This window comes from Pseudonocardia sp. EC080619-01 (assembly GCF_001420995.1).
In the GTDB taxonomy this organism is placed as follows: Bacteria; Actinomycetota; Actinomycetes; order Mycobacteriales; family Pseudonocardiaceae; genus Pseudonocardia.
Genome location: NZ_CP012185.1, coordinates 90349 through 104613 on the forward strand (window position 1 = coordinate 90349; position 14265 = coordinate 104613).

At 69.2% G+C, this 14265-nt stretch carries 14 protein-coding genes; 7 read left to right on the forward strand and 7 right to left on the reverse strand.

Going from position 1 to position 14265, the window contains the following annotated elements; all coding sequences use genetic code 11:
- Positions 1-15: 15 nt before the first annotated feature.
- Genes AD017_RS28660 through AD017_RS28690 form a run of 7 tightly spaced genes read left to right on the forward strand, consistent with a single transcriptional unit; the run spans position 16 to position 7463 of the window.
- The gene (locus AD017_RS28660) at positions 16-1242 is read left to right on the forward strand and encodes an acetyl-CoA hydrolase/transferase family protein (RefSeq protein WP_060576743.1); all 1227 of its coding nucleotides are present in this window, start codon (positions 16-18) and stop codon (positions 1240-1242) included.
- On the forward strand, positions 1239-2204 hold the full coding sequence (locus tag AD017_RS28665) for a hydroxymethylglutaryl-CoA lyase (RefSeq protein ID WP_060576744.1): 966 nt from the start codon (positions 1239-1241) through the stop codon (positions 2202-2204). Before AD017_RS28660 ends, AD017_RS28665 begins: the two co-directional genes overlap by 4 nt.
- A complete protein-coding gene (locus AD017_RS28670) occupies positions 2201-4174 on the forward strand; it encodes an acetoacetate--CoA ligase (protein ID WP_082538399.1) in 1974 nt (657 codons plus the stop codon). Before AD017_RS28665 ends, AD017_RS28670 begins: the two co-directional genes overlap by 4 nt.
- Positions 4171-4956: an enoyl-CoA hydratase/isomerase family protein gene (locus tag AD017_RS28675; RefSeq protein WP_168172314.1), complete on the forward strand. Its 786-nt coding sequence runs from the start codon at positions 4171-4173 to the stop codon at positions 4954-4956. The genes AD017_RS28670 and AD017_RS28675 overlap by 4 nt, the downstream gene beginning before the upstream one ends.
- A 2-nt stretch (positions 4957-4958) precedes the next feature.
- Complete coding sequence (locus AD017_RS28680; protein WP_168172315.1) at positions 4959-6077, forward strand: CaiB/BaiF CoA-transferase family protein; 1119 nt, start codon at positions 4959-4961, stop codon at positions 6075-6077.
- A 13-nt stretch (positions 6078-6090) separates the two neighbouring features.
- The gene (locus AD017_RS28685) at positions 6091-6951 is read left to right on the forward strand and encodes a mycofactocin-coupled SDR family oxidoreductase (protein WP_060576748.1); all 861 of its coding nucleotides are present in this window, start codon (positions 6091-6093) and stop codon (positions 6949-6951) included.
- A 29-nt stretch (positions 6952-6980) separates the two neighbouring features.
- Positions 6981-7463, forward strand: a complete 483-nt coding sequence (locus AD017_RS28690; protein ID WP_227012908.1) for a pyridoxamine 5'-phosphate oxidase family protein — start codon at positions 6981-6983, stop codon at positions 7461-7463.
- Between the two features lie 205 nt (positions 7464-7668).
- Here AD017_RS28690 and AD017_RS28695 read toward each other — a convergent pair whose 3' ends face one another.
- From AD017_RS28695 to AD017_RS28720, 7 genes are read right to left on the reverse strand one after another with little or no spacing between them, the layout of a single operon-like run.
- A complete protein-coding gene (locus AD017_RS28695; RefSeq protein ID WP_060576750.1) occupies positions 7669-8583 on the reverse strand; it encodes an IclR family transcriptional regulator in 915 nt (304 codons plus the stop codon).
- Positions 8580-9788, reverse strand: a complete 1209-nt coding sequence (locus AD017_RS28700) for an NAD(P)/FAD-dependent oxidoreductase (protein WP_060576751.1) — start codon at positions 9786-9788, stop codon at positions 8580-8582. The genes AD017_RS28695 and AD017_RS28700 overlap by 4 nt, the downstream gene beginning before the upstream one ends.
- Before the next feature lie 2 nt (positions 9789-9790).
- Complete coding sequence (locus AD017_RS33750) at positions 9791-9982, reverse strand: ferredoxin (RefSeq protein ID WP_082538400.1); 192 nt, start codon at positions 9980-9982, stop codon at positions 9791-9793.
- 28 nt (positions 9983-10010) lie between these two features.
- Positions 10011-11177, reverse strand: coding sequence for a CaiB/BaiF CoA-transferase family protein (locus AD017_RS28705; protein WP_145984124.1), 1167 nt, complete (start codon positions 11175-11177; stop codon positions 10011-10013).
- Positions 11174-12313 carry an acyl-CoA dehydrogenase family protein gene (locus AD017_RS28710; protein ID WP_060576752.1) on the reverse strand — a complete coding sequence of 380 codons (1140 nt, stop codon included), beginning with the start codon at positions 12311-12313 and terminating at the stop codon, positions 11174-11176. The genes AD017_RS28705 and AD017_RS28710 overlap by 4 nt, the downstream gene beginning before the upstream one ends.
- Entirely contained in the window at positions 12310-13362 is a 1053-nt protein-coding gene (locus AD017_RS28715; RefSeq protein WP_060576753.1) for an amidohydrolase family protein, read from the reverse strand. The genes AD017_RS28710 and AD017_RS28715 overlap by 4 nt, the downstream gene beginning before the upstream one ends.
- Positions 13355-14233, reverse strand: coding sequence for a VOC family protein (locus AD017_RS28720; protein ID WP_060576754.1), 879 nt, complete (start codon positions 14231-14233; stop codon positions 13355-13357). The genes AD017_RS28715 and AD017_RS28720 overlap by 8 nt, the downstream gene beginning before the upstream one ends.
- Between the last annotated feature and the right edge of the window lie 32 nt (positions 14234-14265).

Here is a 14265-nt window from a genome sequence, read left to right on the forward strand (position 1 = left end):
AGAGAGACGAGGCCGATGGCGCCCCAGGACACCGCGCGACGGGCGCGCGAGCTCGTCGAGGTCGTCGGCGACGGCGACCTCATCGTCTCGGCGGCCCTCGGCACCCAGCCGAGACACCTGTTGCGAGCCCTGGCCGACCACGCTGCGCGACTGTCTCGGATCGAACTGGCCGCCGGGATGTTCTTCTCCGACTACGCCGTACTGACCTCGCCCGCTGTCCGGTTCCGAACCTGGTTTCCGCCCGGCACCGCGCCCGGTCAGTCGGTTCCGGGCGACCGGGTGGAGTACCTGCCGATGGGCTGGGCACAAGTGGTCGACTGGCTCACCCACCGGGCACAGCCCGACGTCGCAGTACTGCAGGTCTCCACCGCCGACGCCGACGGCTGGCACAGCTACGGCATCAGCTCCAGCTACACCTCCGCCGCTGTGCGCGCGGCGCGGCTGGTCCTGGCCGAGGTCAACCCACAGATGCCACGCACCCGCGGCGCCCGCGTCCACCGATCCGAACTCGACGGGGTGTTGGAGGTCGACGAACCCGTTCCGGAGTACCCCCGACGATCCCCGGCCGAGGTCGACCACGCCATCGCCGAGCACGTCGCGGGCCTGGTCACCGACGGGCGCACCCTGCAGGCCGGCGTCGGTTCGATCCCGGACGCGGTGTTTCGCAGGCTCGCCAAGGAGGGGCGCCACGACCTGCGAATCCACGGCGCCGCCGGCCCCGGCCTGCTCGAGCTCCACAACGCAGGCTGCCTGGCCGAGGGGCCGATGACCGTCGGTGAGGTGATGGGCGACCGCGAGCTGTACGACGCGGTCGACGACAGCCCGCTGATCACGATGGTGGGTGGCGACCGAACCCACTCCGCGGCCGCGCTGCTTGCGGTGCCCAACATGACCTGCATCAACTCCGCGCTGTCCGTGGATGTCTACGGGCAGGTCAACACCGAGTACGTCGACGGTCGACACGTCGGCGCGGTCGGTGGCGCCATCGACTACTCCCGGGCCGCCACGTGGCCGGGGAACGAGGGCATCGTCGCGCTGCGCTCGACGACCTCCCGCGGCGCGGTCTCCCGAATCGTCCCCCGCCTCGACGCCGCGACCGTCTCCCTACCCCGCGACTCGACCCGATTCGTCGTCACCGAGTACGGCGTGGCCGATCTCCGGGACAGAACGGTCCCGGAACGACGCAGCGCGCTCGCCCGCATCGCCCACCCCGCCTTCCGCTCGTCCTTGGAGGAGTCGTGACCGTCCTGCTCCCCGACCCCGCACAGATCGACGAAACCGAGGTGAGGGTCTGCGAGGTCTGGCCGCGCGACGGCATTCAGGGCTGGTCGAAGCCGGTTCCCACCGAGGACAAGCTGAAGGTGATCGCGGCATCGCTGGCAGCCGGAGTCACCGAGATCGACACGACGTCATTCGTCTCCCCCAGGGCCACCGCCCAGTTCGGCGACGCCGAGCAACTCCTGGTGCGGATGCACGAAGAGGGGCTCAAAGCCACCGTCCGGGTACTGACGGTGAACACCCGCAGCTTCGACCGGATCGCGGCGAACCCGCTGCTGTGCGACACCATCGACGTGTGTGGGTTCCCGATCTCGGCCAGTGAGTCACACAACCTCGCCAACCTGCGTCGCTCGCACGCCGATCACCTCGAGACCCTAGCGTCGATGATCGACCGCTGCGCCGGTCTCGATCTCGCGCCGCTGTTCTGCGTCGCCACCGCCTACGGGTGCCCGCTCGAGGGAGTCGTCCCCCAGGACAAGGTGCTCGAGCTCGCCAGATGGGCCTACGACCGCGGGGTCCGCACGATCATGCTGGGCGACACGACCGGGATGGCTGACCCACGCCATGCCTGGGAGCTGTTCTCGCGGATGAAGCGGGAGCTGCCCGAAGCCCAACTCGTCGCACACTTCCACGACACCCGTGGCAGCGGGATCGCCAACACCCTCGCCGCGATCGCGGCCGGGGTTCGGGTCGTCGACTCCTCACTCGGCGGGCTCGGCGGTGAGCCACCGTCGGTGGAGCAGAACCACAGCGGCGAGTCGGGAAACGTCTGCACCGAAGACCTCGTCGCTGTCTTGCAACGGATGGGCTACCGCACAGGGATCGACCAGCGGCAGCTGCTGGAGGCGGGCAGGCTCGTCGAACAGGTGTGTGGCACGGCACTTCGCAGCCAGGTGCTGCGCGCCGGCGCCGCGGTGGCTCGATGAACCGCCCGACGGATGGGTCGCCGACGACGTGGCAGGAAGCGACACCGAGTCCGGCCTGGTCACCGACGTCCAAGCCTGTCGCCGGGTCGCAGATGCACGCGTTCGGCGCCTGGCTCCAGGAACACGGACTGGGCCCGGACGACCCGACCGAGCACCACGCCCTGCACGCCTGGTCGGTCGAACAGCGGTCGCTCTTCTGGGCAGCGCTCTGGGACTTCTTCGCGCTGCACCCCGAACGCACCGACGGCCCGGTGGTCGTCGATGACCACATGCCCGGCGCACGGTGGTTCCCGGGTCAACAGCTCGGCTACCCGTCGGTGGCCCTCGACCACGACCCGACAGCGACCGCTCTGATCTGCTGCGATGAGACCGGGACGACCGGGCTCGTGTCCTACGGTCAGCTCAGCGCAGAGGTCGGTCAGGCCGCCGCCGCCTTCGCCGCGCTCGGAGTGGGTCCGGGAGACCGGGTTGCGGCAGTCCTTCCCAACCGGCGGGAGGCTGTCGTCGCATTCCTCGCCACCGCATCCCTCGGCGCAATCTGGGTGCTCTGCTCCCCCGAGTTCGGCGCCGCCTCGATCGTCTCGCGGCTCGCCCAGACCGAACCCGTCCTGCTCGTCACCACCGACGCCTACCGCTACAACGGTCGCGTCCACGACGTTCGCGACAAGCTCGCCGAGGCGGCCACCGGGCTGCCCACGGTGCTGGCAGCCGTCGAGGTCCGGTCCGGCCTCGTCGCGACCCGGCCGGACGCGCCGCCTGCGTGGGACACCCTGCTCGCGGGCTCAGCCGGGACTGCTCCCCCCGTCCCGGTCGCCTTCGACCACCCTCTGTGGATCCTGTTCTCCAGCGGTACCACCGGCGTTCCCAAAGCGATGGTCCACGGTCACGGCGGAATCGTGCTCGAGCACCTCAAGTCGCTGGTCCTGCACAACGACCTGCGACCGGGACAGGTGCTGTTCTGGTACACCTCCACCGCCTGGATGATGTGGAACTACCAGGTCGGTGCGCTACTGGCGGGGGCCACCGCGCTGCTCTTCGACGGTGCACCCGCTCCTGAGCGACTGTGGTCGCTGGTCAGCGAGCACAGCGTGAACGTGTTCGGAGCGAGCCCCGGATTCTTCCAGGGATCACTGGACGAAGGGCACGTTCGCCCGGGTCCGCGGTTGCTCACTGTGGGGAGCACGGGATCGCCCCTGCTCGAGCCGACCGAGCGCGACATGGGCCTGGCTCTCGGCGACGCAGTGACGATCGCGTCGGTCAGCGGAGGCACCGACGTGTGCTCGGCGTTCGTGGGGCCCACACCCCTGCTGCCCGTCCGCCGCGGCCAGATGCAGGCCCGCATGCTCGGCGTGGCATGCGAGGCGTTCGACGCGGCGGGCACAGCCGTGGTCGACGAGATCGGCGAGCTCGTCGTGACCGCAGCGATGCCGTCGATGCCGTTGTCGTTCTGGGGCGACGACGGCACCCGTCTGCACGAGACCTACTTCAGCACGTATCCGGGCGTGTGGCGGCACGGCGACTGGATCCGTTTCACCCCCGAAGGCGGCGCGGTCATCAGCGGTCGCTCGGACGCGACGCTCAACCGGGGCGGTGTCCGGATGGGCACCTCGGAGTTCTACCGAGTGCTCCAGGGCGTACCCGAGATCGAGGACTCGCTGGTGGTCGACACCGGCGAGCTGGTCCTTTTCGTCGTCCTTCGCGACGACAACGACCTCGACGACGACCTACGCGGCCGCATCCGCACCCTCGTCCGCGCGGACATTTCACCGCGGCACGTGCCGGACCTCGTCGTAGTGGTGCCCGCAATCCCCTACACCCTGACCGGCAAGAAGTGCGAGATCCCGGTCAAGCGGCTCCTACAAGGCGACGCGGTCGCCGACGTCGCCGATCCCCAGTCACTACGCAACGCCGAGGCTCTGACCTCGATCGTCGAGGCGGCGAGCGCCGTCACTGAATGGAGCACCCGATGAACTTCACCTCCATCCTGCTCGACGTCCGCGACGGCGCCGCCGTCATCACGATCAACCGGCCCGAGCAGCGAAACGCCCTGAACAACACCGTGCTCGCCGAACTCGGTCACGCCGTCGAACTCGCCACCGCCGATCCCGAGGTGAGCTCCATCGTGCTCACCGGCGCCGGCGAGAAGGCCTTCTGCGCAGGCGGTGACCTGAAGGAGATGGGCGCCCCGGTCGACGCGCTCGCCGAACACCGTGGCCGCGGAGCACTGGCCGAGTTCTTCGGCAAGCTCTGGGCGGCGGGGAAGCCGACCATCGCCCGAGTGGACGGCTACTGCCTCGCGGGCGGCTTCGGCGTGGCGCTGGCCTGCGACATCGTCGTGGCCTCGGACCGCTCCACCTTCGGCGCCCCCGAGGTCAAGGTCGGCTTGTGGCCCTACATGATCACACTGCCGTTGATCCGCTCCATGCCGCCCAAACTGGCGCTCAAGCTGATGATGACCGGCGAACGCATCGACGCCCGACGCGGCGCGGAGATCGGTTTCGTCACCGACGTGGTGTCGCCAGACCAACTGGACACGCAGGTCACGGACTACGTCAGCACCTTCCGCTCGGTGTCGCCACAAGCCGTCGCGCTCGGCCGGGGCGCCTTCTACCAGGTGGTCGACCACGAGCCGCAGGCCCGCCTCTCCCAGCTGCACGCCGGCCTCGGGGTGGCCCTGACCATGCCGGACGCCGCGGAGGGCCTCGCAGCTTTCGCGGAGAAGCGACCGCCCCGCTGGGCGAGGGAGCAGTGACCGTGCGACCGCTGGACGATGTGACCGTCGTCGACTTCAGCCGCTACGCCCCCGGACTGTTCGGCACCCGGGTCCTCGCCGACCTGGGTGCACGGGTGGTCAGTGTCGAGCCTCCCGGTCTCGGCGAGGAGTCACCGCTCTACCGGGCCGCGAGCGCCCGCGCCAACGGCGACCATCCCTTCTGGCGGGGCCGCCGCTCGGCGGTGCTCGATCTGCGTTCGGACGCGGGCCGTGCCGCAGCACAGACACTGATCGCCGGCGCGGACGTCGTCGTCGAAGGCTTCCGCCCCGGAGTCGCCGACCGGCTCGGGATCGGGTTCGACACGGCACGGTCTCTGCGGCCGAACATCGTGTACTGCGCCGTGACCGGCTACGGCCAACAGGGACCGGACGCGAAGCGGCCCGGCCACGACCTCAACTATCTGTCCGAGGCGGGCGTGCTGTCGCTCACCTCTTCCGGACAAGACCAGCCCGGGATCCCGCTCAATCTCGTCGCAGACCTGGCCGGTGGTGGCCTGACCACGGCAGTCGCGATCCTCGGCGCACTGCACAGCGCCCGACGCGGATCCGAGGCCCAGTACCTCGACGTCGCCATGGTGCGCAGTGTCCTGGCCCTGCTCGCTCCGGTAGAGGCGATGACTCGCGCCGGGACACCGGACCCTTCGTGGCGCGCAGGGATGCTCAACGGCGCTGCCCCCTACTACCGCTGCTACCGCACGCGCGACGGTGGGTGGGTCGCCGTGGGCGCCATCGAACCAAAGTTCTATTCCGCGCTCTGCATCGGAACCGGGCTTCCCGAATTCGCCGACAAGCAGGCGGACCAGGACGAGTGGCCGATGCTCGAGGCGGCGCTCACCCAGGTATTCGCCACCCGTGACCGGGACGAGTGGTGCACCGCGCTCGCCGATGCCGCCGTCACCCCGGTCCTCGACGTGCCCGCTGCCTGGGAGCGGGCAGCCCCCTGGACACAGGCAGGCCCCGCCGCCATGACCTTGGTGCCCGGTCTGATCGAACCTCGGCCCAAGGACGGGTATGCGCACCGGGCCGGCGCGGACACAGCCGAGGTGCTGCGCGAGTTCGGGTGCACTCCGGCCGCGATCAGCGCGGTCACCTCCGAGTAGAAGGTGCAGCACGATGACAGGAAAGTTCACCGGCAAGGTCGTCCTGGTCACAGGGGCAGCGCGTGGTCAAGGGCGGGCCGAGGCGCTGCGTTTCGCAGAGCAGGGGGCATCGCTGATACTGATCGACATCGCCGATGACCACGGGATCGACGGATTGCCCTACACCTTGGCCACCAAGGCCGAGTTCGACGAATCCGTCGCCGCCTGCAAGGCGCTCGACGCGCCGGTGCACGCTGTCGTCGCCGACACCCGCGATCTGCCCGCGCTCGAGTGCGCGGTGCAGGCCGGGGTGGCACAACTCGGTGGGCTGGATATCGTCGTCGCCAATGCGGGCGTTTACAGCGTCGGCCGGATCGCAGTCGCCGGGGACAACGGCGTCGAAGTGCTGTCGGCGCAGTCCTGGCAGGACATGCTCGACGTCAACCTCACCGGCGTCTACCACACCGTGCGAGCGACTGCTCCGATCATGGTCGAGCAGGGCCGCGGCGGCGCGATCGTCCTGACCAGCTCGGGTGCGGGCTTACGGGGCAGCGCGAACATCGGGCACTACGTCGCCGCCAAGCACGGTGTCGTCGGGCTGATGAAGACACTCGCGAACGAGTTGGGTCCGCACGGTATCCGCGTCAACACCGTGAATCCGGGGCAGGTAGACACCCCCATGATCCAGCACGAGACCAACTACCGGCTGTTCCGGCCCGACCTGGCCGAACCGACGGCCGAGGACTACCGGCAGGCGTCCATCCCCATGAACAAGATGCAGGTGCCGTGGGTCGAGCCCATCGACGTCGCCAACGCCGTCGCATTCCTGGCCTCCGACGAGGCCCGCTACATCACCGGCGTCGCCCTACCGGTCGACGCAGGCACCGTGGCCTGAGCCCCACTCACCGACCAGGAGATCTTCCGATGAGCCGACCCCCCACATCCAGCGTCCGGATGCCCCGCAGCGAGGTCGACACATTCCTCCGAGACGGGCACACGGGGATCCTCACGACCCTCCGGTCAGACGGGATGCCGATAGCAATGCCTGTCTGGTATGCCCTCGTCGAGGGCACGGTGATCGTGGAGACCCGCGGGAAGAAGCTCGCTCGGCTCCGCCACGATCCCCGAGCGTCGTTCCTGGTCGAAAGCGGTCGACATTGGGCCGAACTCCGAGCGGTACACCTGACTGGGTGGGCCGAGGTCCTCAGCCCGGACACTGCAGCGGCGATCGCCGAGCCGGTGCGCGTCGAGATGGCCCGGAAGTACGCGACCTACCGCACCGACCTGTCGGAGATGCCCGCACCGACCCGTGAGGTGTACGAGAGCGGGGGCACCCTCGTCCGCCTGCATCCTGACGAGCGGATTCTGCACTGGGACAATCGACGACTTGGGCTGCCGATCTCCTGACGGAATCCCGGGCCGCTGCCCTGGCCCGGATTCCGCCTCGTCGGGTCGCCCCACCCGGACGGCGTCGCGGACCTCGACTCGCCACAGCCTTGCCCATCATGAGGCAGCTACTCTGTCCGACGCACCTGCAGCCATCGCGTCGTCCCCACAGACAGCGGCATCAGGAAGTCCGGCAGCCGGCGTACAGGGCCAATCCCGTCAGCGGTCACCGGACGACCGTCCGCCGGAGCCCGTCGGGTACCGGTCGGTCGGTACCCCCGCTGCAGTCGCCGTGGCGACCGGACAGGTGGGAACCCTCGAACCGGACGGCGAGCTCCTCGCGCAAAGATAGCCGTGCCGCGTAGCCGATCCTGCGCAGATCGGCGCCGTGGGCTCCCATCGTCACCTCGCCCGCAGCGCCTGCGATCGACAAGGCCGCGTTCGGAACGCCGGCAGGGCCTGTGACCAGCACCGCCATGCAGCCCAGGGCGGGCCGGCATTCCTCCTCGTCGACCGCGACCCCCTCCTCACGGGTCCGGTCGAGCATGTACCGGAGGCCCTCGGCGTCCCGAGCGGTGCTCGGGGTCCACCCACGAAGCCCCCTCGCAACAACGGCATCCACAGTCGACGGCGAACCAGTGAGGAGAGCTTTCCCGATCGCCGTGCAGTAGCTGGGTGCACGCCCCCCGATACGTGTGGGGCAGCGATGCCGGTGCCGACCGTGCAGCTTGTTCAGATAGACCACGTCGCCGCCACGCAAAACACCGAGATGGACCGTCAGGCCGGTGGCCTGATGGAGCTCGACGAGAAACGGAGTAAGTACCTCGCGGAGGAGATCGTCCTGGGGCTGTTCCGGACGGGCGATCCGCTCAAGACGCAGACCGATCCGATACCGGCTTCCGACCGGCTCCACGATCCCGTTGCGAACCAGAGAGCCGACTATCCGGTACACGGTGGACTTCGCCAGACCGGTCCGTCGCGAGAGTTCACTGACCCCGACCGCCGTGCCGTCGCACCCCTCGAAGGCGTCGAGCACACTCACCGCCTTGTCGATGGCCGACCGGTAGTCGGCCCGACGTGCCACGGAGGCGGACCCCGCGGACCGACCTGAGACGAGCGTGTGCGACATCCGGTCGGTCATGAATCCGGTCCCAGTCGAGCAGGATTGAGAACCGCATCGAGCGGGCTGCGCTGGCCCAGCGCAACCCGAAACTGTGCGAGCATCCGCGCCGCGGAAAGTCCCAACGCACCCGTGAGCATCCCGTCCCGACCGTAGAGTACGACGAACTCGTCGGTATCGAGATCCCCGTGCACCGTAGTCGTCTCGTCGTGTCCGGCGGACGTACCGAGGAACTGCATCCGCCGCCCGAAATGGTCTGACCAGAAGTATGGGACGGGGCCGACCCCGCGGGGCACCGAGTCGGGATGGGCGATGGTGTACCCGACAGCCGCGCCGTGCTCTTTCGCCGTGGTCCAGTGCTCGACACGACGATGACACGCCGCCCCCGGATCCCACCACGCGGCGACATCACCGACGGCATAGACGCCGGGGACCCCGGTCCGTCCGTACGCGTCACACACGATCCCGTCGGACAGGTCGAGCCCGCTTCCGGCCAACCAGCCGAGCTCCGGGGTCGCGCCGAGTCCGAGCACGACGACATCGGCCGGCAGACGAGTGCCGTCGGCCAGGACGACCTGCTCCGCGCGACGGTGGCCCCGTACGCTGCCCACGCCGACCCCCGTGTGGAGTTCGATGTCGTGGGTGGTCAACCGCCGCGCGAGAGCTTGGGCGACTTCTGAGCCGAAGATGCCGTCGAAGGGGGCTCGTCGAGACTCGACCACCGACACAGCGCATCCCAGTGACCGCGCGGCAGAGGCCACCTCGACCCCGATGAAGCCCGCTCCGACGATAACCACCCGGGGACGCCCGTGCAGTGCCGAGCGCAGACCGTCGCTGTCGTCGCGGGAGCGCACACTCCATACGCCCGGCAGCATCGATTCCGGCGACAGGTGGCGGGCCCGCAGCCCGGGTGCGAGCACCACGGCGTCAGCCTGAATCCGTTCACCGGAATCGAGTGTCACAGAGGTTCTATGGGGATCGAGTCCGGTCACCCGCTGTCCGAGCCGCAGTTCGATCCGGTTGTCCCGGTAGTGCTGTTCCGGACGGAGCAACCCTCGACACGCGTCCCAGCCCGGTGCGAGAGCGCCCTTGGACAACGGTGGCTTGTCATAGGGCAGGTGCGGCTCGGCTTCGACCACGGTGATCCGGCCCTCAAACCCCTCGGCCCGCAGGGAGTCAGCCGTGGCGATGCCGCCGACAGAGGCTCCGACGACCAGTACGTGCATGGCTACTCCTCGATGACGATGGCATCGGTCGGGCAGGCCGCGGCCGCTTCTCGTGCACCGGACTCCAGCTCGGTCGGCAGATCTCCCTTCACCAGAACCACGGCGATCTGGTCGTTGTCGAGATCGAACACCTCCGGTGCGCTCAGGCACGCCGCGAAGCCGCAGCACTTGTCTTCGTCTACTCGCAGTCGCATCCTGGCTCCTTCCTGCTCCTGTCCTTGATCACGGGCGTGCGCCGGGGCTCGACCACCGCTCGACGGCAGACCGGCGCGGACGGAACGAAGCCTTGTGCTGTCCCAAACCCGGGACAGGCACCGGCTCGTCCGACGGCGGGTAGGTCGACGACCGGAACGGCGGCCCGACGTACCGAAATCGCCCGGCATCGTCCTCGGCGGTACGCAGCGTTCCGCGGATACGGAGCTGTTCGTCCCGCAGTGCCTCATCGACTGTGCGGAAGCGGCTGCACGGGACCCCCCGGGCGAGGAGCAGCCGCTCGAGCTCGTCCACTTCCCAGGTGGCGGCCCACTCGGCGACGATGTCCTGCCAGTCTTCCCAGTTCCGCTCCCGCGCGCCCATCTCCGCATAACGCGGGTCCTGCAGAAGGTCGGACCGGTCCATTGCGGCGACGAGCGAGCGGAAGTTGCGATCGGTGATCGCGGCGATCACGACGAACTCGTCACCCACGCGCGCGGGGCGGTACACGGTCTTGCCAGGTCCCGGTCCGTCGACCTGTGCGGCCTGCGTCTCGTAGACCAACGTAGACAGCATCGTGTCGAGCAGTGCAACGTCGACGTGGTCTCCGCGTCCGTGGCTCGCCCGGGCCAGCAGCGCCGTCACGATCGCAGCGTAGGCGGCCTGGCCGGCCATCACATCGGCGACGAAGGTGCCGGTGGATGCCGGAACCGTCGCGTCACGCTGGTAGCTCATGTTGGCCAGGTCGTACCCGGAGACCGCGTGCAGAATCGGCGCGTAGGCGGGGAACTCGGCCTTGGGACCATGCTGGCCGTATCCGGAGATCGAACAGTAGATCAGGCGCGGGTTGAGCGCGGAGCAGGTCGCGTAGTCCAGGCCGAGCCGGGCCATCACTCCGGGCCGGAAGTTCTCCACGACCACGTCAGCTTCGGTTACGAGCGCCATCGCGCGCTGCCGGTCCGCCGCCACCTTGAGATCGAGCACCACACTCTGCTTGCCGGCGTTGACGGCACCGAAGTACGTGCTCGCACCGTCACGCAGCGGGGTACGCCGACGCATCGGGTCGCCGCCGGGCGCCTCAGCCTTGATGACGTCGGCTCCTTGGTCGGCAAGGAGCCGACCGGCATACGGACCGGCGATCATGATCGTGAAGTCGACGACGCGTAGACCCTCCAGCGGACCCGCCGGCTCGCTCACCTCAGAATCCGCTTGGCGATGATGTTGCGCTGGATTTGGCTGGTCCCCTCGTAGATGCCCAGCAGCTTCGCGTCGCGCATGTAGCGCTCGACCGGGTGGTCAGTCATGTAGCCGTGACCGCCGAGGATCTGTACCGCGTTGGCCGTGACCCGGTTGACCGTGTCCGCTGCGAACAGCTTCGCCATCGACGACAGCCGGGTGACCTCGTCGGGGGCCGCGCCGGCGTCCCATGCCGAGGCGCACCGGTAGACCAACAGCCGAGCGGCCTCGATGTGAGTGTGGTCTTCGGCCATCATCCAGCGCAGGCCCTGGTACTCGGCGACGCGATGCCCGCCCGCCTCGCGTTCCCGCGCGTAGGAGATCGCGTAGTCGAGCGCGCACTGCGCACCGCCCACCGCGATGCCGGCGACCGTGGGGCGGTTGAGGTGCAGCCCGTGCATGGCCGCGCCGAACCCGTTGCCTTCGGTCCCGACCATGAACTCCGCCGGCACACGGACGTTCTCGAGCAGGATCTCGTTGTTCGGGACCCCGTGCTGGCCCATCTTGTCGTTGGCCTTGGTGACCTGCCACCCGGGCTGATCGGTGTCGACGAGGAACGCGCTGATCCCCCGCGCACCCGGCGCGTCGTTGGTGCGGGCGAAGACGAGAGCGTAGTGGGCGATGCTGCCCCAGGTGATGAACTGCTTGGCGCCGTTGATGACCCACGACGCGCCGTCCCGACGCGCGCGAGTGGTCATCAGGCTGGGGTCCGAGCCGGCCTCGGGTTCGGTGATGGCGATACAGGTCAGCGTCCGACCGCGGGCCAGGCGGGGAAGAAGGTGGTCGAGCACCTGCTGATCAGCGCTGGTCATCAGCGCGTTGACCACGATGTTGTTCTGCCCAGCCAATTGCGCCAGTGCCATCGAGCCGGCCTGTGCGACCTCCTCGCGGGCCAGACAGCTCGACAGGAGGTCACCACCGGGACCGCCGTACTGCTCGGGAACCATGAGCTGGATCAGCCCCATGTCCCCGAAGATCTCGATGAGATGCTCGGGGAACTTGTCGGTCCTGTCGATCTCGTTCGCCAGCGGGGCGACGTGCCGCGTCGCCATGTCGCGCACCGCCTGGCGAAAGTCCTCGTGCTCCTGATCGATCATCGAGTTGTCTCCTCTCGGTTGGCCGAGCCGGCAGCGTCGGCCACGGTGGTGGGCATCTCGCCGAGGAACGCTCGACCGTTGTCCGCGGTCCGGGCTGCCCAGCCCGGACCGATGCGGGCGATCCCGCGGGCGTCGGCGGCCGCGACGGAAGCCGCGAAGGGACGCTCCTGGGCGGCGAAGGGGTAGTCACTGCCCAGGACCATGTGTTCGACACCGAACGTGTCCTCGGCGAGGGCGTACGCGGCCGGGTCGTAGGTGAGGCTGTCGGCCCACAGCGTCCGCATCAGCTCCAGCGGGTCGCGACGGGGACGACGCCGGTCCGGGTCCTGGCGTTCCCAGCCGTTGCGCAGCCGGCCCCGTAACGCCGGGATCCCCGCTCCCCCGTGGGCGAGACAGATCCGCAGCCTCGGGTGGCGTTCCAGGACCCCACCGAAGACCAGCGACCCGACCGCCAGCTCGGTCTCCACGGGCCGGGCCAGCCCGAACCCCAGCCCGGAGTGGCTGGTCCGCTCCGGAGCGACCGGCCTCCACGGGTGGACGAACACCGACGCCCCCAGCCGCTCGAGCTCGGCCAGGACCGGCTCCAACTCCGGGTCGTGAAGCTGACGGGTCCCGGTATGGGTTCCGATGGCGACACCGGCCATCCCGAGTTCTGTCACGGATCGCCGCGCCTCCTCGATCGCGGCGGCCGGGTCCTGCAGCGGTAGTGCTCCGAGGCCGCGGAACCGCTCGCGGTCGGTTCCGACGAGTTCGGCCAGCTGCTCGTTCTGCGCGCGTGCGTACCGGACCCCGAGGTCGGGATCGGCGTCGTGCAGGAATGTGAACGGGGTGGGCATGACCACCTGGGTGGCGACGCCGTCGCGATCCATGTCCGCGACCCGCGACCGCGGATCCCGGGCCGAGGAGCCCAGCACCCGGACGAGTTCACCGCGCTGGCGGACCTCGATCCTCCCGCCCTGCTCGGACACCACCGGCCAGCCCTGGCCGATCGCACGGTCGTCGGGCGGTGGGAGCCCGCGTGGGAAGAAGTGCGTGTGGACGTCAAGCATCGGTGTCGACCGGGGGACGCCACACGTTCGATGTCCACCGGCCGGGTGCCATCGCCCGCGGCCGATGGTCGGGATCAGTGATCTTGCCGTGGTCGATGCAGAATTCGACACTCAGCGGCACCTCCCCGGGACCGGCGGCGTAGAAGCCCATCGAGCCGGAGGTGGGGTGTCGCAGCATGTCCCGGTCGAACGGCTCGCCGTCGGTGTTCTCGATCAGGTTCTGACGGACCCGCATCAGGTCGTCGACGTCGTTGAGGTGCAGCGCGACGTGGTCGAGCAGCGGCGGCGCCCCGCGCCCGAACCCGAGTACGAGTGCGTGGTGGAAGCCGTTACCGGCCCGCAGGAACACCGTGCGCCCCAGAACCCGGTCGGACTCGAGCAGCCCGAGGACCCGGCCGTAGAAGTCGACCGACGCGTCGAGATCGGAGACCGCGACGACGGCGTGCAGAAGCTCGGTCGGGTTGATCCACGGTGCGGTCGGTTCGACACCGACGTTGCCCATGTCGGCGAACAGCTCGATCTCGTAGCCGTCCGGGTCGGCGAACCGGATCGCATCACCGGTCCGGTCGCCGGGGTGTTCGGCGATCTCCACGCCCTCGTTCTTGAGCCGATCACGGTAGGTCTCGAGGTCCGACCGGGTGTGGACCTCGAAGGCCATCCGGCGGACACCCGGGGTGCCCGTGGCCCGGTGCAGGATCAGCCAGTGGTGATCGGTGCCGCCGCGCAGGTAGATCGTGTCGTCGGTCTGATCGGCGATCTCGAGCTGGCCGAACCGGGTCCACCAGCGAGCGGCGGCCGACAGGTCGGCGACGTCGAGTGCGACGTAGCCGAGCCGCCACGGGACGAGATGGCGCTGTGCTGTGTCGGTCATGTTCGTCCTTTCGGGATGTGGGTGCGGACGGC

Excerpts from the sequence above, each read along its gene's own strand:
- AD017_RS28670 (WP_082538399.1), top strand. The coding sequence starts at position 2,201 with ATGAACCGCCCGACGGATGGGTCGCCGACGACGTGGCAGGAAGCGACA.
- AD017_RS28720 (WP_060576754.1), bottom strand. The coding sequence starts at position 14,233 with ATGACCGACACAGCACAGCGCCATCTCGTCCCGTGGCGGCTCGGCTAC.
- AD017_RS28695 (WP_060576750.1), bottom strand. The coding sequence starts at position 8,583 with ATGACCGACCGGATGTCGCACACGCTCGTCTCAGGTCGGTCCGCGGGG.
- AD017_RS28675 (WP_168172314.1), top strand. The coding sequence starts at position 4,171 with ATGAACTTCACCTCCATCCTGCTCGACGTCCGCGACGGCGCCGCCGTC.
- AD017_RS28710 (WP_060576752.1), bottom strand. The coding sequence starts at position 12,313 with ATGATCGATCAGGAGCACGAGGACTTTCGCCAGGCGGTGCGCGACATG.
- AD017_RS28715 (WP_060576753.1), bottom strand. The coding sequence starts at position 13,362 with ATGCTTGACGTCCACACGCACTTCTTCCCACGCGGGCTCCCACCGCCC.
- AD017_RS28660 (WP_060576743.1), top strand. The coding sequence starts at position 16 with ATGGCGCCCCAGGACACCGCGCGACGGGCGCGCGAGCTCGTCGAGGTC.
- AD017_RS28700 (WP_060576751.1), bottom strand. The coding sequence starts at position 9,788 with ATGCACGTACTGGTCGTCGGAGCCTCTGTCGGCGGCATCGCCACGGCT.
- AD017_RS28685 (WP_060576748.1), top strand. The coding sequence starts at position 6,091 with ATGACAGGAAAGTTCACCGGCAAGGTCGTCCTGGTCACAGGGGCAGCG.
- AD017_RS28690 (WP_227012908.1), top strand. The coding sequence starts at position 6,981 with ATGAGCCGACCCCCCACATCCAGCGTCCGGATGCCCCGCAGCGAGGTC.
- AD017_RS33750 (WP_082538400.1), bottom strand. The coding sequence starts at position 9,982 with ATGCGACTGCGAGTAGACGAAGACAAGTGCTGCGGCTTCGCGGCGTGC.